The 19,429-nt window shown below is 70.8% G+C and carries 15 protein-coding genes; 3 read left to right on the top strand and 12 right to left on the bottom strand.

Features of this window, described 5'->3' with window-relative positions:
• Window positions 1-46 precede the first annotated feature (46 nt).
• The 3 genes from Val02_RS32900 to Val02_RS32890 all read right to left on the bottom strand — a co-directional run bounded on the left by Val02_RS32900 (window position 47) and on the right by Val02_RS32890 (window position 2,975).
• Entirely contained in the window at window positions 47-1,618 is a 1,572-nt protein-coding gene (locus Val02_RS32900; RefSeq protein WP_203903176.1) for a DHA2 family efflux MFS transporter permease subunit, read from the bottom strand.
• Window positions 1,615-2,259, bottom strand: a complete 645-nt coding sequence (locus Val02_RS32895) for a TetR/AcrR family transcriptional regulator (RefSeq protein ID WP_239153522.1) — start codon at window positions 2,257-2,259, stop codon at window positions 1,615-1,617. Before Val02_RS32895 ends, Val02_RS32900 begins: the two co-directional genes overlap by 4 nt.
• 62 nt (window positions 2,260-2,321) lie before the next feature.
• A complete protein-coding gene (locus Val02_RS32890) occupies window positions 2,322-2,975 on the bottom strand; it encodes a lysophospholipid acyltransferase family protein (RefSeq protein WP_203903174.1) in 654 nt (217 codons plus the stop codon).
• A 197-nt stretch (window positions 2,976-3,172) separates the two neighbouring features.
• On the opposite strand from Val02_RS32890, the gene Val02_RS32885 reads away from it, so the two are divergent.
• Complete coding sequence (locus Val02_RS32885) at window positions 3,173-4,216, top strand: protein-L-isoaspartate O-methyltransferase family protein (protein WP_203903173.1); 1,044 nt, start codon at window positions 3,173-3,175, stop codon at window positions 4,214-4,216.
• Between the two features lie 16 nt (window positions 4,217-4,232).
• Here Val02_RS32885 and Val02_RS32880 read toward each other — a convergent pair whose 3' ends face one another.
• A complete protein-coding gene (locus Val02_RS32880) occupies window positions 4,233-4,544 on the bottom strand; it encodes a hypothetical protein (RefSeq protein WP_203903172.1) in 312 nt (103 codons plus the stop codon).
• A 287-nt stretch (window positions 4,545-4,831) separates the two neighbouring features.
• Complete coding sequence (locus tag Val02_RS32875) at window positions 4,832-5,686, bottom strand: EamA family transporter (RefSeq protein WP_203903171.1); 855 nt, start codon at window positions 5,684-5,686, stop codon at window positions 4,832-4,834.
• A gap of 84 nt (window positions 5,687-5,770) precedes the next feature.
• On the opposite strand from Val02_RS32875, the gene Val02_RS32870 reads away from it, so the two are divergent.
• Window positions 5,771-6,388 (top strand): helix-turn-helix domain-containing protein, encoded by a 618-nt coding sequence (locus tag Val02_RS32870; protein ID WP_239153507.1) that lies wholly within the window; start codon window positions 5,771-5,773, stop codon window positions 6,386-6,388.
• 198 nt (window positions 6,389-6,586) lie between these two features.
• On the opposite strand, the gene Val02_RS32865 is transcribed toward Val02_RS32870, so the two are convergent.
• From Val02_RS32865 to ileS, 4 genes are all read right to left on the bottom strand, one after another.
• Window positions 6,587-7,888 (bottom strand): S8 family serine peptidase, encoded by a 1,302-nt coding sequence (locus tag Val02_RS32865; protein ID WP_203903169.1) that lies wholly within the window; start codon window positions 7,886-7,888, stop codon window positions 6,587-6,589.
• Between the two features lie 21 nt (window positions 7,889-7,909).
• Window positions 7,910-9,277, bottom strand: coding sequence for a WXG100 family type VII secretion target (locus tag Val02_RS32860; protein ID WP_203903168.1), 1,368 nt, complete (start codon window positions 9,275-9,277; stop codon window positions 7,910-7,912).
• Entirely contained in the window at window positions 9,270-9,704 is a 435-nt protein-coding gene (locus tag Val02_RS32855) for a hypothetical protein (RefSeq protein ID WP_203903167.1), read from the bottom strand. Before Val02_RS32855 ends, Val02_RS32860 begins: the two co-directional genes overlap by 8 nt.
• 150 nt (window positions 9,705-9,854) lie before the next feature.
• A complete protein-coding gene (gene ileS / locus Val02_RS32850) occupies window positions 9,855-12,974 on the bottom strand; it encodes an isoleucine--tRNA ligase (RefSeq protein WP_203903166.1) in 3,120 nt (1,039 codons plus the stop codon).
• Window positions 12,975-13,345: 371 nt separating this feature from the next.
• On the opposite strand from ileS, the gene mycP reads away from it, so the two are divergent.
• Window positions 13,346-14,521 (top strand): type VII secretion-associated serine protease mycosin, encoded by a 1,176-nt coding sequence (gene mycP, locus Val02_RS32845; protein ID WP_203903165.1) that lies wholly within the window; start codon window positions 13,346-13,348, stop codon window positions 14,519-14,521.
• Between the two features lie 69 nt (window positions 14,522-14,590).
• Here mycP and Val02_RS32840 read toward each other — a convergent pair whose 3' ends face one another.
• The 3 genes from Val02_RS32840 to eccCa form a co-directional block, all read right to left on the bottom strand.
• A complete protein-coding gene (locus Val02_RS32840) occupies window positions 14,591-14,875 on the bottom strand; it encodes a WXG100 family type VII secretion target (protein WP_203903164.1) in 285 nt (94 codons plus the stop codon).
• 26 nt (window positions 14,876-14,901) lie between these two features.
• Complete coding sequence (locus Val02_RS32835) at window positions 14,902-15,213, bottom strand: WXG100 family type VII secretion target (RefSeq protein WP_203903163.1); 312 nt, start codon at window positions 15,211-15,213, stop codon at window positions 14,902-14,904.
• 156 nt (window positions 15,214-15,369) lie between these two features.
• Window positions 15,370-19,323, bottom strand: a complete 3,954-nt coding sequence (gene eccCa, locus Val02_RS32830; protein ID WP_203903162.1) for a type VII secretion protein EccCa — start codon at window positions 19,321-19,323, stop codon at window positions 15,370-15,372.
• Window positions 19,324-19,429 lie beyond the last annotated feature (106 nt).

The raw sequence follows: 19,429 nt of genomic DNA, 5'->3' as shown, positions 1-19,429 counted from the left end.
GCGAGAAGGGGTGACCCGCGGGCCACCCCTTCTCGCTACCGGAAACTCAGTGCACCATCACCGGAGCGGCGGCCTGCTCGCCCTCCGGCGTCGGCGTCTCCGACTTCTTGCGCGGCAGGAAGAACGCCGGGATGAAGGTCAGCAACAGCAGCACGAACGCCACCGTGAACGTGGTCGCGAACGCCGCGGCCGAGTCGGTGAGCGCCTGCGACTTCAGCTGCTCGATCTGCTGCTGCATCTGCGCCAGCACCTCCGGCGCGGGGGGCTGGGCCGGCGGCGGGGTCTTGCCGAGCTCGCCGAGCTTCGCGATCGCGTCCGAGTTCTGGATCTGGTTGGTCAGCACCACGGACATCACGGCGGTACCGATCGAGGCGGCCACCTGCTGGATGATGTTCAGCAGGGTGGAGCCCTTGGCGGTCGACGCCGCGTTGAGCGTCTGCAGCGCCGCCGTCATGATCGGCATCATCGTGGCGCCCATACCGAGGCCCATGACGAAGAGCGCGCCGCAGATCAGCGGGATCGAGGTGTCGGCCTCGAGCTGGGTGAACAGCGACATGCCGATCGCGATCAGCACCAGCCCGACCGGCACGATCCGCCCGATCGGCATCCGGTCGGCGAGCCGGCCGGCGATCGGCATGGTGACCATGGCGCCCAGGCCCTGCGGTGCGACCAGCAGGCCGGCGGCGAGCGTGGTCTTGTCGCGGATCTCCAGGAAGTAGCTCGGGATCAGCAGGCCGGCGCCGAAGAACGCGATCGCGAAGAGGAACATCGAGATCATCGCGATCGTGTACTTGCGGTTCTTCAGCAGGCGCAGGTCCACGAGCGGGTGCGCCGGGCGGAACGAGTAGAAGACGAACCCGACGATCAGCGCGATGCCGATCCCGGCCGGGACCAGCACCTTCGTCGCCGTCACGGAGGCCTCTTCCGGGATGGAGGAGACGCCGAAGAGGAAGAGCGCGAGGCCGGGCGACATCAGCAGCATGCCGATGAAGTCGAACGACTCCGACGGGCTCGGGTTGTCCTTCGGCAGGATCACCGCGGCGGAGACGAGCGCCACGATGCCGATCGGCACGTTGATCAGGAAGATCCAGTGCCAGCTCTGCGTCTCGATCAGCCAGCCGCCGAGGATCGGGCCACCGATCGGGCCGAGCAGCATCGGCACGCCCAGAACGGCCATCAGCCGGCCGATCCGGTGCGGGCCGGCGGCCCGGGTCAGGATCGTCATGCCGAGCGGCATCAGCATGCCGCCGCCGAGGCCCTGGAGCACCCGGAACGCGACGAGCATCTCGATCGTCGTGGCGAAGCTGCACGCCACCGAGCCGGCGACGAAGAGCACCAGCGCGAGCATGTACAACCGCTTGGTGCCGAACCGGTCGGCCGCCCAGCCGGTGAGCGGGATGACGGTGGCCAGCGCCAGCGTGTACCCGGTCATCGTCCAGGCGACGGTCGCGTAGCTGGCGTCGAACTCGCGCTGGAACGTCGGCAGCGCGACGCTGACGACCGTGATGTCGAGAATTGACATGATCACGCCGAGCACGACGACGGCAGCCTGACGCAGCACCGTCCCGTCGAGTCGGTCGTCTGCGGCGGGGGCCTTGCCCACGCTGCTGGTAGTCATTCGGGGCTCTTTCTCTGTGCGGGCCGGTGCCCGGGTGAACCTTCGGAACAGGAACCGATGAGCAGGCTGCGCAGCGCCGCCTCGCAGGCGTTGAGGTCGTCCAGCGGGTCGTCGCCTTCGTCCGCACGCCCCATGAAGGACGCCTTGACCAGGGCACCCACGAGGGCGGCGGCGACGCGCGGCCGCCGGTCCCCCTCGGGCGCGTCGAGCCGCCGGGCGACCGCGTCGACCAGGACGCGTTCGAACTCCGCGACCCGCTCGTGCAGCACGCTCATCAGTTCCGGATAGGTGGTGACCAGGACGTGCGCGCACTGCATCTGCTGGCGCACGTCGGGCCACTCGGCGAGGTGGCTCTTGATCAGCCCGAAGAGCCCGTCGAGAACGGGGGTCTCCTGATCGGCCACGAACCGTTCGATCACGTCCTGCGACAGCGGCTCCGGTCCGGGCACCACTGCCGACCGCTTGGACGTGAAGTAGTTGAAGAAGGTGCGGGCGGAGACCCCGGCGGCAGCCGCGATGTCCTCGACCGTGACGTCCGCGAGCCCGCGGGCGAGGACGAGGTCGAGCGCCGCACGGGCGATCTCCCGCTTGGTCTGGAGCTTGCGCCGCTGGCGCAGCCCGGACCCACCCCCGTCGACCATCACGGATTGCACGCTACGCAAACATTGCAGGCACTGCAAAGTATTTAACTGTGAGCTGGACCCTATCGATCCCTGCGGGCGTAGCGGCCCACGTACTCCTGCCCGGTGATCTCCGCGATCTGCCGCATGAGCAGCTCCGCGATCTCACGGTAGAGCCTCGAGTTGTGCTGCTCGTTACGGAACGGTGCCAGATCGAGCTGCTTTCCGATCACCACCCGGACACGTCCGGTCCCGGGGAACCGCTTCCCGATCGGCTGCACCCCTTCGGTCCCGAACAGCCCCACCGGCACGATCGGCGCACCCGAGTCCAGCGCCAGCTTCGCCACGCCCGGCCGCCCCCGGTACAGCCGCCCGTCCGGCGAACGGGTCCCCTCCGGGAAGATCCCCAACGGCTTGCCGGCGAACAGGAACGGCAGCGCCGCGTCGATCGCCATCAGGCTCGCCCGGCCGCTGGAGCGGTCCACCTTGATCTGGTTGAGCTCCTTCATCACGAAGCGCGTGACGGGATTCTGGAAGTACTCGTCCTTGGCCAGGAAGAACAGCTGCCGGCCGGTGGCCATCGGCAGGATCGTCGAGTCGATGAACGAGTGATGGTTGGCCGCCACGATGACCGGGCCGTGCTTGGGGACGTTTTCCGCCCCGGTCACCTCCAGGTGCCACGCCCGGCGTAAGACCGGTGCCACGACAACCCTGCCGAACTGGTAAAGCGCGGACACCCGGCCCCCTCCCGTGCGGGCCGCCCCGACCCGACCCTGCGATCGTGCAGTGTGAACGACGCTGCGCGCCCCCGGTATGCGACGAAGGTCACCCTGTTCACACCGCTGCTGGTGATCGCTCCGGCGGTGCAGTCGAGGCTACTACCGCAGGGGTGAACGGCGGTCACCCGAACGCGCCGCCGTGCGATCGTTGCGGGATGGAGGCCCTGCTCCAGGAGTACGCCGACCGGGTCACGGCCGGCGTCGAGGACCCGGCGGTGCGGGCGGCGTTCGCGCGGGTGCCGCGCCACCTGTTCGTGCCGCGGCTGGCCGATCCGGCGGGCGGGCACGTCGATCTCGCACCCGAGCGCGCCTACACCGACGAGGCGCTGGTCACGCAGCTGTGCGACGGGCTGCCGAGCAGTTCGAGCTCGCAGCCGTCGCTGATGGCACGGATGCTCGCCGCCCTGCGGTTGCGGCCGGGGACGCGGGTCCTGGAGATCGGCGCCGGCACGGGCTACAACGCCGCGCTCATCGCCGAGGTCACCGGCGCTCCGGTGGTCAGCGTCGACGTGCAGCCCGAGGTGGTCGACCGGGCCCGCGACGCACTCGCCCGCGCGGGCGTCACCGCCGTCGAGGTCGTTCTCGGTGACGGATACGAGGGAACGCCGACGCGTGGGCCGTTCGACCGGATCATCGCGACCGTCGGTGTGGCCGGAGTGCCGCCCACCTGGCTGGACCTGCTCGCACCGGGGGGATCGATCCTCGCCCCGGTCGAACACGGCGGCTACCAGCCGTGCCTGCTCGTGACGGACGGCCCCGACGGCCCGGTGGGCCACGCCCTGATCGGCTCCGGTTTCATGCGCGCGGCCGGGCGGCTGCACCCGCACCCGGTCCGGCTCCCGCCGCTCGACCCCGCCGCCGAGCCGCCCCGCCTGCCGATCCCGCCGGTCCCCCGGGAACGCTTCGTCGACCGGTGGTTCTGGCTCGCCGCGCACGATCCCCGGTGCGGGCTGCGGCACCCGGCCGGCGGCGGCACCGCGTACCAGCACACCGTCACCGACCCGCGCGCCGGCGCGGTCCTCGTCGAGCCCGACGCGCTGTGGCCGGTCGACGCCGATCCCGACCTGGTCGCGCACGTGTTCGGGCTGGTCGCGGGCTGGCACGCCGCCGGTGGGCCGCCGATCTCCGCGTGGCGCTGCGACCTCGTCCGCACCGACGACCAGCTGTGGGAACCGGCGAACTGGCACCGTTCGGCCTGACCGCGGCGCGCGCCGGTCAGGAACGGTCGCGCCGGGTGCGCCGCTCGGGCGGCAGGATGATGCCGCTGTCGCGACGCGTCGCCGCACGCCTGCGGGCGATGAGCAGGTAGCCGTTCGCGGCCACGACGATCAGAGCAACCACGCCGATGGGTCGTAGCCGGCCGGCCCAGAAAATCGCGACGGCGATCGCAGTCATCGCCACGATGTTGAACCAGTTGATGAACGTCACCAGGCGGACGATTCCCGGGCGCGCTCCGTCCCGGTCAAGGAACCCGGACACCGTGAGGAGGAAGGGCGAGGCGAAGTACAGTACGGCCAGCGTCAGCATGCCGGCCACCTGCAGGGACATCGGACTACCTCGGTGGGTTCTTGTAGAAGTCCGGCGCATGAACCCACGGCGTGTTTCCCCGGACCAACGCGCTGCCGACCCCTCCGTCTCCGGCCTGGTGTCCGTGCAGGTTAACGGAGCAGACCGAAGAGAAACACCCCCAGCCGAGACGCATGAGCCGGCCGCGCACTACCATCCGGCCGCCTTCCTGATCGTCCGTGTGACGGACAACCGCCTCACGGTCGAAGGCGCCTGACCTGCCGACCCCGGCTGACGACCGGGGGCGGTCAGGAGGCGACCAGGACCAGGGCGGCGACCGCGAGGCCGAGGCCTGCGACCTGGACGGGGCGGACCCGTTCGCGGTCGAGGGCGAGCGCCAGGAGCACCGTGCTGACCGGGTACAGCGACGCGAGCGGTGCCACGATGCTGAGCATGCCGTCCCGCACGGCCAGCAGGTACAGCGCGTTGGCGGTCATGTCGAGCATCCCGGACAGGGCGATGAGTTTCAGTATGCCGGCGGGCCGCTGCGACGGGGTGCGGCCGGCGGCGCGCCGATGCCGTTCCCACAGGAAAAAACCGACGAGCAGGGCGCCGCTCTGCGAGAACGCGATGGGCCAGAGGCCGGCGTCGCCCCCGGCGGCGGCCGCGGCCCGGTCGAGCAGCACGAAGAACAGCCCGAAGCCCACCCCGGACAGCAACGCCAGCCCGACCAGCGACATCGTCGCCCGGCCGGTCGACGGTGCCATGCTGACCAGCCCGATCGCGGCGACGGCGCACAGCACGCCGACGATCGCCCACAGGCCCGGCCGCTCACCGGCCACCAACCCCGCCCCGAACGGCAGCACGGCCGCGGTGACCGCCGACACCGGCGCCACGACCGCCATCGCCCCCGAGGCCAGCGCCCGGTAGAACGTGATCAGCGCGGCCATCCCGGCCCCGCCGGCCGCCAGCCCCCAGGCGACGCTCCGGCCGGGGAACGCCACCGGCAGCAGCGTCAGGTACACCGCGAGCAGCGGCACGCTGAACAGCTTCGACAGGACGGCCACCCGGAACGCGTCGATCCGGCGGGTGGCGCGGCCACCGACATAGTCGGCGGTCCCCCAGACACCTGCGGAGACGGCGGCGAGCACGAGCGGGAACATGCGGACCTCACTGAGAAGATGAACGGATACGGCTATATTCGTATCACAATAATGACCTGCGAGGGCAGAATATTGGTCAGTGGGGTGACCGGGAACACCGGCAGGCGACGGTCCAGCGAGGCCGAAGCGGTCGCCGCCGCGGTCGCGTTCCACGTGAAGCACCTGCGGCAGGGGCGCGGCTGGTCGCTGGAGGAACTGGCCCAACGCTCCGCCGTCAGCAAAGGCATGATCGTGCAGATCGAGGGCGGGCGGACCAACCCCAGCATCGGCACGCTCTGCCGGTTGGCTGAGTCGTTCGGCGTGAACGTCGGCCGGCTCCTGGAGGCCGAGCCGCCCCCCTCGGTGCGCATCATCGACGCCGACGCCCAACCGACGCTGTGGCACGGCGACCTCGGCGGCGCCGGGCGGCTGCTCGTGGGCGTCAACGACCCGGCGTTCGTGGAGTTCTGGGACTGGCGGATGGAGCCCGGCGAGACGCACTCCTCCGCCGAGCACACCCCCGGCACCCGCGAACTGTGGCACGTGCGCAGCGGGCGACTCATCGTCAGCTACGAGGGCACCGAGTACGCCGTCGAGGCGGGGCAGACGCTGGATTTCCGTTCGGACCGGCCGCACGGGTACCGCAACCCGGGACCGGAGCCGGCGGAGACGTTCATGGTGATCGTGATGCCCCCCGGCGAATGGGACCGCCGCCGGAGCTGACCGGCACCGGACCACCATCGACTTCGACAACCTTCGGAGCCGGATCACCGGGGACCGGCTCCGCCCCCTACGTCCCCGGGGCGGGCGCAGCCGCGAAGATCACGGCCAGGACGAGGAGCCGGCCCCGGGTGACGCTGACCCGCACCGCCGGGTGCCGACAACGTCTGGAGCCACTGAGCCGCGCCACCCCGGCGGGCGTCAGCCGCCGGGAGGACGCCGGGGATCGAACGGACCGGTCGGCACCGAACCAGGCGGCGGAGCCTGGCCCGGCACGGGCCCGCCGGGCGGGCCACCCCAGGGCGGCGGTCCTCCCGGGGGGTACCCCGGCGGCGGATAACCGCCGAACTGCTGCGGCCCACCCGGCCCCCGGCGGGCACGGCTCCGCAGCCGGCTGAAGAGGACGGCCACCACGACGAGCACGACCAGCCCGAGAACGAGAAGCCCGCCGCGCAGCACCGGGTTGGCCGGGATCGAGAACCCTTCGTCCGCCGCGTCGTTACCGTCCCCGGGCGGCGCGCTGGGCGGTGCGGACACGGCCGGGGCACCCAGCGGATTGGTGTCCACGTCCGGCACGTTCTCGGTGAGCGCCGCGTTGACCCGGATGCCGCCGAAGCCGAAGAGCGGGTCCCGACCGGGATCGCCGTTGTCGACGGCGGTCTTGATCAGCCGGTTGATGACGCCGGGCGCCTTGAGGTTCGGGTACTTCGCCCGCACCAGCGCCGCCACCCCGGAGACGATGGCGGTCGCGTTGCTGGTGCCCTCGGTCGTACTGAAGCCGGACGGGTTGTAGGACCGCGGCGTGGGCGTCTTCATCGCCTCGGCCGGCGCGGCCAAGACCACCTCGGGACCGCGTGAGGAGCCCGGCCAGAAGTCGCCCGATTTGGTCTGCCCCGAGACCGCGACGACCCCGGGAACAGCCGCCGGGTTGCCGACCGCTCTGCCGGTCGTGGCGACGTTGCCGGCCCCGGCGATCACCACGGCGTCCTTCGACAGGGCGTAGGCGACCGCGTCCGCGTAGGCCGCGTACGGCGGGCCGGCGAGCGACACATTGATCACCTTGGCGCCGTGGTCGGCCGCCCAGCGGATCCCCTCGGCGGTCTTGTCCGCCGGGATACCCTCGGCACCGCCCAGCGCCACCGGCAGGATCTTCGCCTGCGGCGCGATACCGGTGTAGTCACCGCTGCCCGCGATGAGGCCTGCGATAGCGGTGGCGTGCCGGTGCTGGGGCTCCGTACTGATCCCGTCCGGTGCGTCGCCCACGAGATCAACACCCTTGAGCACCTTGCCCGCCAGCACCGGATGCGTGGCGTCGACCCCGCTGTCGACCACCGCGACCACGACACCTTCGCCCTGGCTGATCTTGTGGGCGTCGGCGATCCGCAGCGGCGCGAGCCACCACTGTTCGACCGGGGCCGCGGTCGCGGGCGTCGCCGCACAGGGCACCGTGGCGATGACGACGGCGATCGCGGCGGCGGCGACCCGCAGCCTGGCGAGGTGCATCCCTGATCCTTCCCGAGCCGGTCAGCCGAGCAACTGCGGCGGCAGGTCGTCGGACGAGCCCCACACGTCGTCGTCCTCGACCAGCCAGGTGGCGTGGTCGGCTTCGTCTCCCGGCCCGTGCCCCGCGGCCGGTGCCATACCGCCCATCATGCCGGCGCGCCCGGCAGCCCTCCCGGCACCCGCAGCGCCGCGACCAGCACCGGCGCCACCACGGGCGCCCGCACCGGCACCGCTACCGAGCAACCCGGCCGGGGAGACTCCCTTGCCGATGCCGCCACGACCGGCACCGCCGCGGCCGGCACCGGCCGCACCGCGCCCCGCGCCGGCACCGCCCATGGCACCGATACCGCCGGCGCCCAGGCCCTTGGTCCCGCCCGGGATCCGCCCGCCGGCGCCGACACCCCCGCCGCCCAGACCACCGCCGCCGAGACCGCCACTGCCGGCGCCCAGCCCGCCGCCGGCGCCCAGGCCGGGGCTCAGCCCGCCCCCGCCGCCCAGGCCGCCGCTGCCGAGGCCCCCACCCGCACCGGCCAGGCCGGTGTCCGGCAGGTCGCCGGAGCCGGCGCTCGGATCGAACCCGGCGGTGTCGGAATCGATCCCGGGGTTCGTGGGGCCGAAGTCGTCGGGTATGGCGCGGTCCGTGGTCGGCGTGGGGATGTCCGGTGGCGCCCCGCCGCCGTTGAGCCCGCCCGGGGCGCCGCCGAGCTTGCCGCCGGGCTTGACGCCGGACGGGTCGTATTCCGGAACGTCGCCACCGACCTGCCTGTTCATCGGCATCGGATTACCGCCGTCGTGACCGGCCTGCATGTAGCCGTTCTCGACCTTCTGGTACTCCTCGTACGCCTTGTCGGTCTCGTCGTTGAGCCACTTGTCGACCTTGCCCCAGACTTCGGCGGTCCACTCACCGACCCACGAACTGGCGACCCAGTCCTTGAAACTGCCGGGCGCGACGTACCAGAGCAGCGACAGCCCGCCGGTGGAGATCGCCGCGTTGCCGGCGGCGTAGTTGAGGGCCTTGGTGTTGTTGTCGACGACCTGCTTATGGGAGGCCTCGAAGTCGTCGACCATGTCCATCGGGATCGGCATGTTGGCCTTGGCGTTACTCAGGTCCGTCGAGGCCTTGTCGAGCATCTGCAAGATCGGGCGGTTTTTCTCGCAGTAGTCGTCGATGTCCTTCGCGTACTGCTCCAGGCGCTTGCGGTACGCCTCGCCGGCCGGGCCGCCGAACGCGGGCTCAAGCCGCTTCGAGGTGGTGCGGATCTCCGCCGCCACGGTGCCGAGGCGGGTGAAGACGGTGGCCCATTTCAGGCGGAGCGTCGAGATCGCACCGGGGTCGCCCGCGATGACGACCTGCTTGACCATCGTCTCCCAGTCGGGCCGGTCAGCCACCGTAGCCCCCCTCCGTGCTGCCTGCGTCCGACCCCGGCACAGAGGTCGCCGACGTCGCCGGTGTGTCATCGCCGCCGCTGCTGAGCAGGCGGAGAATGTCCGCGACGTTTGCGGCGTTGCGCGCCTCGGTGGTCTTGTACTGCTCGACGATCTTCGCGGTCGCATCGGCGAAGTCGGAGAGGGATTCGGTCATATTCTTGACGCTCTCGGCACCCTGCTCGGCGAAGGTGTGTGCCTTACCGCCCACCTTGCCGGCCTCGGGAAAGCCACCGAAGATATCGGTCTGCGTGCCCTGCGTCATCATCGAGCTGGTCAATTCGGTGTGGATGTTGTCCATGATGAACTGGTTCAGCTGCTTGACCCATTCACCGACACCCTCGAGCGCGGTGATGTCGACCACCGTGCCCGCATCCTTGTACTCGCTCATCGATCCTCCCCCCGTGCGACCCGCCGCCCGCCGAATGAGTCGACTCTGTGCAGCGTAACGCAGTCCGCAATCCGCTCAGACCATCGAGGATCGTGCACGAACGGCGCGGAGCGCGGCACCGACGTACCGCGCTCCGCAACGACTCGCTCACTATCCGGCCTGGCGCTCGACCCGGACCCGTACCTGCTGCCCCTCACCGACCTCGCCGGCGAAGCCACCGTCGACCGCGCCCACGGAGACCGTTGTCGCGAGCGTCTCCGCACCCACGAATTCCCGATGCGCCTCCACCGCCGCGGCCACCTCACCCGAGGCGTCGACCACGAGCGTGATCCGGTCCGACACGTCGAGGTCCGCATCGCGCCGCGCCTGCTGCACGACACGCACCACGTCCCGCGCCAGCCCTTCCGCGGCGAGCGCCGGCGTGACGACCGTGTCCAGCACGACCACCCCTTCGCCACCCGGCAGCGGGGCCGAGTGCTCGGCGTCGGCGGCCACCAGCTTCAGCTCGAACTCGCCCTCCTCCAGCGTCACGCCGGAGGCGACCGGCCGACCGTCCACAAGGGACCACTCGCCCGCCTTCACCGCCTTGATGACCTGCTGCACCTGCTTGCCGACGCGCGGGCCGAGCACCCGCGGCACCAGCGTCAGCACCTGCTCGCAGTGCCCGGACAGGTCGCCGGTCAGCACGACGGACTTGACGTTGACCTCGTCCTTCACCAGGTCGACGAAGTCCGCCAACTCGGCCGCCTGCGGCGTCGCCACCGTGAGCGAGGCGAGCGGCAGCCGCACCCGCAGCCCCTTCGCCTTGCGCAGCGACAGCGCCGCCGAACAGACCTCCCGCACGGCGTCCATCGTGGACACCAGCGCGTGGTCGGCCGGCAGGTCCACAGTGGACGGCCAGTCGGTGAGGTGCACCGAACGCCCGCCGGTCAGCCCGCGCCAGATCTCCTCGACGGTCAGCGGCGCCAGCGGCGCCACCACCCGACACAGCGTCTCCAGCACCGTGTACAGCGTGTCGAACGCATCGCGATCGCCGGCCCAGAAACGGTCGCGCGAACGGCGCACGTACCAGTTCGTCAGCGCGTCCAGGTAGGTGCGCACCGAGGCACACGCCCCGGAGATGTCGTAGGTGTCCATCTGCGCGGTCACGGTCTCGACGAGTTCGCCGGTCTTGGCGAGCACGTACCGGTCGAGCGGGTGCGTGCTGTCGGTCCGCCTGGTCGGCTCCACGTTGTCGGCGTTGGCGTACAGCGTGAAGAAGTACCAGACGTTCCACAGCGGGAGCAGCACCTGCCGGACGGCGTCGCGGATCCCCGTCTCCACCACCGGCATGTCGCCACCGCGCAGCACCGGCGAGGAGATGAGGAACCACCGCATCGCGTCGGAGCCGTACTTGTCGAACATCTGGTAGACGTCCGGGTAGTTGCGCAGCGACTTCGACATCTTGCGGCCGTCCTCGCCGAGGAGGATGCCGTGGGCCATGCAGTTGCGGAACGCGGGCCGGTCGAACAGCGCCGTCGCCAGCACGTGCAGGGTGTAGAACCACCCGCGCGTCTGCCCGATGTACTCGACGATGAAGTCGCCCGGGTAGTGCTGTTCGAACCATTCCCTGTTCTCGAACGGGTAGTGCACCTGCGCGAACGGCATCGACCCCGACTCGAACCAGCAGTCGAGCACCTCCGGCACCCGGCGCATGGTCGACTTCCCCGTCGGGTCGTCCGGGTTGGGCCGGGTCAGCTCGTCGACGTTCGGCCGGTGCAGGTCGGTGACCTTGACCCCGAAGTCCTTCTCCAGCTGCTCCAGCGACCCGTACACGTCCATCCGCGGATAGGCCGGATCGTCGGACTTCCACACCGGGATCGGCGAACCCCAGAACCGGTTCCGGCTGATCGACCAGTCCCGCGCGCCGGCCAGCCACTTGCCGAACGAGCCGTCCTTGACGTGCCCCGGCACCCAGTTGATCTGCTGGTTCAGCTCGACCATCCGGTCCCGGAACGTCGACACCGCCACGAACCACGACGACACCGCGCGGTACACCAGCGGCGTGTCGCACCGCCAGCAGTGCGGGTACGAGTGCACGTAGGAGTCGTGGCGCACCACGACGCCGCGTTCCTTGAGGTCGCGGATCACCGGCTTGTTGGCCTCGAAGACCTGCAGGCCCTCGTAGTCCGGCACCAGCGAGGTGAACCGGGTGTGCTCGTCGACGGTCAGGATCGTCGGGATCCCCGCCTCGTTGCAGGCGTTCTGGTCGTCCTCACCGAACGCGGGCGCCATGTGCACCACGCCGGTACCGTCCTCTGTGGACACGAAGTCCGCGCCGAGCACCTGGAAGGCGTTTGCTCCGGCCTGTTCGACCAGGAAGTCGAAGAGCGGGGTGTAACGGCGACCGACGAGATCCCGCCCGAGCACGGTGCCGGTCTTCTCGTAGCCCGCCAGCTCCTTCTCGTAGGCGGCGGCGCGGGCCTCCCCGACCAGAACCTTCTCCCCGGCCTTTTCGTAGACGGCGTAAGGGATGTCGGGCCCGACCGCGAGCGCGAGGTTGGACGGCAGGGTCCACGGCGTGGTCGTCCACACCAGGATCCGCTCACCCGTCTCCAGGGTGAAGCCGACGGTCAGCGCCGGGTCCTGCCGGTCGCGGTAGACGTCGTCCATGCGGGTCTCGGTGTTGGACAGCGGCGTCTCGCAGCGCCAGCAGTACGCCAGCACCCGGAAGCCCTCGTACACCAATCCCTTGTCGTGCAACGTCTTGAACGCCCACATGACGCTCTCCATGTACGGGAGGTCGAGCGTCTTGTAGTCGTTGGCGAAGTCGACCCAGCGGGCCTGGCGGGTGACGTAGCGCTCCCACTCGTTGGTGTAGCGCAGCACCGACGTGCGGCAGGCGTCGTTGAACGCCTTCATCCCCAGTTCGAGGATCTCGGCCTTGGTGGTGATGCCGAGCTGCTTCTCCGCCTCGACCTCGGCCGGCAGCCCGTGGGTGTCCCAGCCGAAGCGGCGCTCGACCCGCTTGCCGCGCATCGTGTGGTAGCGCGGCACCACGTCCTTGACGTAGCCGGTGAAGAGGTGGCCGTAGTGCGGCAGGCCGTTGGCGAAGGGCGGTCCGTCGTAGAAGACGTACTCGTTGCTGCCGCGTTCCCCGGCGGGCCGCGCCTCGACGCTGGTCTCGAAGGTCTTGTCGGCGGCCCAGTGCTCCAGGACCCGCTCCTCCACCGTAGGCAGGTCCGGGCTCGCGGGCACTCCCGCTTCAGACACGTGTTTCGGGAACGTCATCAGGTGGCTCCTCACTGCGTATGACTGCACAGTGCGAGGACGAGTCCTGCGTGGACCCGCGGTACCACCCCGCTTGCACATCCGGTCTCCCGGATGGCCGCTCGTTGGCCGGCTGTGACGGGCCGTCCCGTCCGGTTCTACTGGGACCCTCTGCTCCTGTAGATCAGGGAGTCTTTTCTTCCGGAGGCTCACCGGTGATGGCCGGGTCGATGCCTGTGCTACGAGGGTACCCGACCCCTGGGGCCGGCCTCATCCACGTTTCCAGGAAGCATCCCGCGGGAGCCTGGAGCAACGGCACGATATCGACGTTTGCGCACGCCGTGCCCGACTACACTGCCTGCTGACGGGCCAGTTCTCGGGGAGGCTTCGACGTGACAGGCCGGTGGCGTGCGGCGGTGACCGCGACCGCGCTGACCGTGTGCGCCTCGGCGGTCGCGCTCGCACCGGCGACGCCCGCGCTGGCGGCGTGCGACACCAGCAGGGTCCGGTACGACAACCCGGTGACCGAGACGCCGTGGCCGTTGCGGCGCCTGCAGCCCAACCTGGTGTGGCCGCTGAGCCAGGGCGAGGGGGTCCGGGTCGCGGTGATCGACTCCGGGGTGACGGCCGATCATCCCTCGCTCGCGGGTGCGGTCCTCGCCGGCAAGGACTACGTGGACCAGACCAACGACGGCCGGTGCGACGAGGCGGCGCACGGCAGCATCGTCGCGGGGGTGATCGCCGGCCGTCCCGTGGGGGCGTTCTCCGGGATCGCGCCGAAGGCGACCGTCCTGCCGATCCGGGTCCTGCGGGACACCGAGCGCACCTCCGACGCGACCATCCCGCAGCACATCGTCGAGGCGATCGTGTTCGCGGCGGACAACGGCGCCGATGTGATCAACATGTCGCTCGTCACGCCCGACACCCCCGCCCTGAAGAACGCCGTCCAGTACGCCCTCGGGCGGGGCGTGGTGATCGTCGCCGCGGCCGGCAACGAGGGCGGTTCGAAGCAGGAGGGGCCCGCCTTCCCGGCCGCGTACGACGGGGTGATCGCCGTCGCCGGGGTCGACGAGGAGGGCAAGCACGTCGACACCTCGACCTCGGGCACGTTCGTCGACGTGGCGGCGCCCGGCGCGAACGTGCTGGGCCCGACGCCGGCGGGCGGCGGCTTCGCCGAGTTCAAGGCCGGCGGGACGAGCTTCGCGGCGGCCTACGTCTCCGGGCTGGCGGCCCTGCTGCGCGGCCAGGACCCGAAGCTGACCCCGGCCCAGGTCGCGGCGCGGATCACCAGCACGGCGGACCATCCCCCGGAGGGGTTCAACATCCAGGTCGGCTACGGCGTCGTCAATCCCCTGCGGGCGCTGACGGTCGTGCAGCAGGCCGTTCCGTCGAGGACCGCCGCTGCCGCCCCCGCCACGCTGGAGCGCCCCGCGCCACCGCACGACCCGTTCGGCGGCACCCGCACGGCGGCGGTGATCACGGCGGTCACGCTCGGTGGGCTCACCGTGGTGCTGCTCCTCGCGGCGGCGTCCGTGCGTCGGGCCCGCGCGCTGCGCGCCCGCATGTGAGCCGCCGGCCCCCCCGGGACGCCGAACGGCCCGGCTCCCACCGGGAGAACCGGGCCGCGGAAGAAGCCGTCAGGCGCTCCACACCTTCGCGTTGTTGGCCTCGGTGGTGATGTAGTTGTCCCGGGCGATGCCGACGGCCCCACCGATCTGGTTGAGAACGGCGTTGATGTCCCGCACCGCCTGGTCCCACTGGGCCTGGTAGGCGTTGTAGGCCTCACGGTCGGCGCCCTCCCACTCCAGCTGCTGCAGCATGGCGCGGAGGGTGTCGAGCTTGGTGTCGATCTCCTTCGAGATCTTCTGGATGCTCAGCTGCGCGGCCTCCAACTGGGCCGGGCTCACCTGAATCAGTGACATGTTTTTCCCCAGGTCAGTCGGAACGGTCAGGACGGGTTGAGCACGCCGTTGAACTTGTTCATCATCGCGGCCTGCTCCTGGTCGTTGGCCTCGCCCTTGACGGAGCCGTCGTCCATGAGGCTGGCGATGTTGGTCATCGCGTTGGTCAGGTTGGTCGTGTCGGTGCTCCAGCGCTGCATCAGGTCGTTGAACGCCTTGGAAGCCTCACCGAGCCAGGCCGCCGCAAGGTCGTCGACCACGCCCCAGAGCGACTTGAGCTGACCGTCCACCTCGTCCTTGGTGGTGCGGATGTCGTTGGCCGCCTTACGAAGTGTGGCCGGATCCATTGCGATGGTCATCGGTTTCACCCCTTCACTTGTCAGGTGCGGCACGCGCCCGAGGGGAGCCCCCGCGTAGCCACAAACCGTAATACGTCCCGACGTCGAGGTCGGTTCAATGCACGGTAGCCGACCGCCGCCAGAGTTGACAGTGCGTTAGTGATCGACTCAGATCTATCACGGTGCCGACCATGCGGTCTGAATGAGCTGGTCACCATCACTTCGTCGGAAAAGTGTGCCCCGTCCGGGTGGTTGCAGTGTGGGCTTTCGATTGCCGATCAATGCCCCCTCTTCCGGTTTCCCGCTCATCATCAGGACCGGCGCGTCGAGTTCACGCATTCGTTGCAGCAGCGATTCGTAGAGTGCGCGCGAGGCGCCGCCCATCCGTCGCGCGATGATCAGGTGCAGCCCGACGTCACGCGCCTGCGACACCAGATCGATCAACGGCAGGAGCGGATTGTTGCCCGGCGACGCGACGAGGTCGTAGTCGTCGATCAGCACGTACAGGTCCGGCCCCCGCCACCAACTGCGGCTGCGCAACTGTTCGGGCGTCGCGTCCGGGCCGGGCAGGCGCTGCACGATGGCGCCCTGGATGGCCCCCACCATCTCCTTGAGCACGTTGACCGACGCGGCGTAGCCGAGCAGGTGATCCCCCTCGACCGCGCCCAGGAGGCTGCGCCGGAAGTCCACGACAACCAGCTGCGCCTCCTGCGGGGTGTACCGGTCGGCGATCACCCGGGCGATCATCCGCAGCAGGTTCGACTTGCCGCACTCCGCCTCGCCGAACACGATCAGGTGCGGGTCGTTGGCGAGATCCAGGTGCACGGGTGCCAGGTGCGACTCGTTGAGCCCGATCGGCAGGCCCGGCCGGTCCGCGTCGACGACCTTCATCAGTTCCTCGAGCGGCAGCGTGCGCGGCAGCAGGCGCACCCGCGGGGCGGGCTGGTAGTGCCAGGCCTCGCCGACCCGGGCCACCAGGTCGGCGGTGCCCTCGGGCAGGGACTCCGGGTCGCCGTCACCGTCGATGCGCGGCAGCGCGGCGAGATAGTGCAGCTTGTCCCGGCTGAGGCCGCGCCCCGGGGCGCCGGTGGGCACGTTGACCGCCACCCGCCGGTCGATCTCCGACTCGTTCGGGTCGCCGAGGCGCAGCTCCAACCGGGTGCCGAGCAGGTCGCGGATGTTCATCCGCAGCTCCATCCAGCGGTTGGCGGTGATCACCAGGTGCACCCCGAACCCGAGACCGCGCGCCGCGATGCGGGTCAGCCGCGTCTCCAGTTCGTCGAAGTCCTCGCGCAGCGTGCCCCAGCCGTCGACGACCACGAACACGTCGCCGAACGGGTCGTCGGTGATCTCGCCGGCCGCGCGCATCCGCCGGTACGCGCCGATGGACTCGATCCCGCGTTCGGCGAAGCGTGCCTCGCGGTCGTCGAGCAGCGCGGAGGCCTCGGCCACGGTGCGCCGGATCGCCTCCACGTTGCGCCGGGTCGCGACGCCCGACACGTGCGGCAGTTCCTCCAGCGAACGCAGCGAGCCGCCGCCGAAGTCGAGGCACATGAACTGCACCTCGTACGGGTTGTGCGTCAGCGCCAGCGACGAGATCAACGTCCGCAGCAGCGTGCTCTTGCCGGAGCGCGGCCCGCCGACGATGAGCACGTGGCCGGCGGCGCCGTCGAGCTGCACCACCATCGGGTCGCGCCGCTGCTCGTACGGCCGGTCGACGATCCCGACCGGTGCGGCCAGCCGGCCGTTGCCGGGCCAGCCCGCCGCGTGCAGCCCGCGGTAGCGTTCCGGGGCCAGCGCCGGCAGCAGCTCGTCGAGCGTGGACGGGCGGTCCAGCGGCGGCAGCCACACCTGGTGCGCCGGCGTGCCGTTACCGCGCAGCCGTTCGACGATCACGTCGAGCATGGTGGTCTGCTTGCCGCCGCCCTCGGCCTGCGGCTCCGCCTCTTCGGGCGCGCTCTGCGGCAGCGGTTCGGGCAGCGGCACGTGGTGGATCACGTACGGCACGACCTGCCGCTGGGCCGCCGCGCGCACCTCCGGGTCGCCACCGGTGGGCCGGTACGGGCCGGAGACGTACGCGCCGCGGAACCGCAGCATCGTCTGCGTGTCGATCTTCAGGTAACCGTGCCCCGGGGCGTTGGGCAGCTCGTGCGCGTCCGGCACGCCCAGGACGATCCGGCTCTCCACCGCGCTGAACGTCCGCAGCCCGATCCGGTACGACAGGTGCGTGTCGAGCCCGCGCAGCCGCCCCTCCTCCAGCCGCTGCGAGGCGAGCAGCAGGTGCACGCCGAGCGAACGCCCCAGCCGGCCGATCTGCACGAACAGGTCGATGAAGTCCGGCTTCGCGGCCAGCAGTTCGCTGAACTCGTCGCAGATGACCAGGAGGCTCGGCAGCGGCCGTAGCTGCTCCCCGGCCAGGCGGGCGCGTTCGTACTCGTGCCGCGACACGTAGTTGCCGGCGGCGCGCAGCAGCTCCTGGCGCCGCTGCAGCTCACCGGCGAGGGCGTCCTGCATGCGGTCGACCAGGTGCAGTTCGTCCTCCAGGTTGGTGATCACGGCGCTGGTGTGCGGCAGCGCGTCCAGCGACGCGAACGTCGCACCGCCCTTGAAGTCGACGAGGACGAAGTTGAGCTCCTCGGAGTCGTGCGTGACGGCCAGCGCCGCCACGATCGTGCGCAGCAGCTCGCTCTTGCCCGAACCGGTCGCGCCGACGATGAGCCCGTGCGGGCCCATGCCCTCCAGCGCGGACTCCTTGATGTCCAGCTCGACGACGTTGCCGTCCGGCCCGTTGCCGAGCGGGATGCGCAGCTTCTCCCGGGTGGGCCGGACCCGCCAGTGCCGCCGCGGGTCCACGGCCGCCGCGTCGCCGATGCCGAGCAGCTGCGGCAGTTCGGTGCTGACCGCCAGCGGCTCCTCCGAGCGGGCCTGCTGCGACAGCCGGTACGGCGCCAGTTGCCGCGCCAGGGCGCCGGCCACCGGGATCGGCATCAGGTCCGGCCGGCCCAGTGGGGTGACCCGGCTGCCCTGGTTGACCTCGATCCGGTCGGCGTACACGTTGAGCGCGAGCAGCCAGCGGCCCGCGTCGCGGGGCGTCACCCCGGACAGGTCCAGAACGGTCGTCCCGAGCAGCCCGGGGCCGATGAGTTGGCACGTCGCGGGCACCTCGCCGCCGTCGAGCACGACGATCAGATGGCGGTCCCCGGCGACCGGCTTGGCCGACGGGTTGAACCGGGGCCGCCCGCCCACCTCGTCGGCGAGCAGCGACTCCAGGTCGGCCATCGACTCGAAGACCAGCCGCTGCGCGCCGGCGCCGTCCGCCTTCGCGTCGAACTGCGCGTGCGGCAGCCACTTCACCCAGTCCCAGCTGTCCTGATGTTCCTTCGCGGCGACGATCGCCACCCGCAGGTCGTCCGGCGAGTGGAAGGTGACCGCCTGCGCCAGCAGCGCACGGGCCGTGTTGAGCGCGTGCTCCCGTTCCCCCCGAACGGAGACCCGACCGAACGCGCGCAGTGACAGCGCGATCGGCAGGTCCGGCACCTGCCGGAAGGTCTGCACGAAACGCCGCAGCCCGATCGCGGACATCGGCTCGAGATCCTCGACCGGCTTGGTCTCCGGCGGGATCAGCTCGACGGCCAGCTTCTGCGGCCCGACCGCGACCCGCACCTGCCCGAAGTCGTCGTCGGTGGGCCGCCGCTCCCACATCCGTCGGGACGCCGCGATCGACCACAGCGCGTCCGGCGCGGGGTGCAGCCACAGCGTCGCCGAACGCTGCTGGTCGGCCGCGCGCCGCACCCGCCGGCGCACCTGCGCCAGGTACCGCATGTAGTCCCGCCGCTCGGCGTCGACCTCGGCCTTCTTGTTCTCGCCGCCGCCCATCGTGCCGACGGCCATGCCCAGCATCGACACCCCGAACAGCCCACCGGCGATCCAGGTCATCGCGCCGCCGCTGCGCCCCGCGTAGAGGAACGCCATCGCGCCGACCCCGCACACCATCGGCAGGATCATCAGCACCTGACCGAACCCGCGGGGCAGCTCCTCCGGCAGTTCGGGTGGGGATTCCAGCAGAACTTCGCCACGGGGCAACTGCGGCCCGGACCGTCGCGGCGGTCGCCGAAACAGGACGGTACTCACGAAACGCCTCCCCGCTGCCCCGCTACCTGCGAAATTGGACATCGGGACAGTGGCCAATCTTAGGTAACCTGCGCGACAAGCGTGTAGCCCTCCGCAGCCACGAGGA

This window comes from Virgisporangium aliadipatigenens, from assembly GCF_016863615.1.
Taxonomy (GTDB): Bacteria; Actinomycetota; Actinomycetes; order Mycobacteriales; family Micromonosporaceae; genus Virgisporangium; species Virgisporangium aliadipatigenens.
The sequence above is the reverse complement of the archived record's forward strand: the minus strand, read 5'-3'. Positions and strand labels throughout refer to the sequence as shown.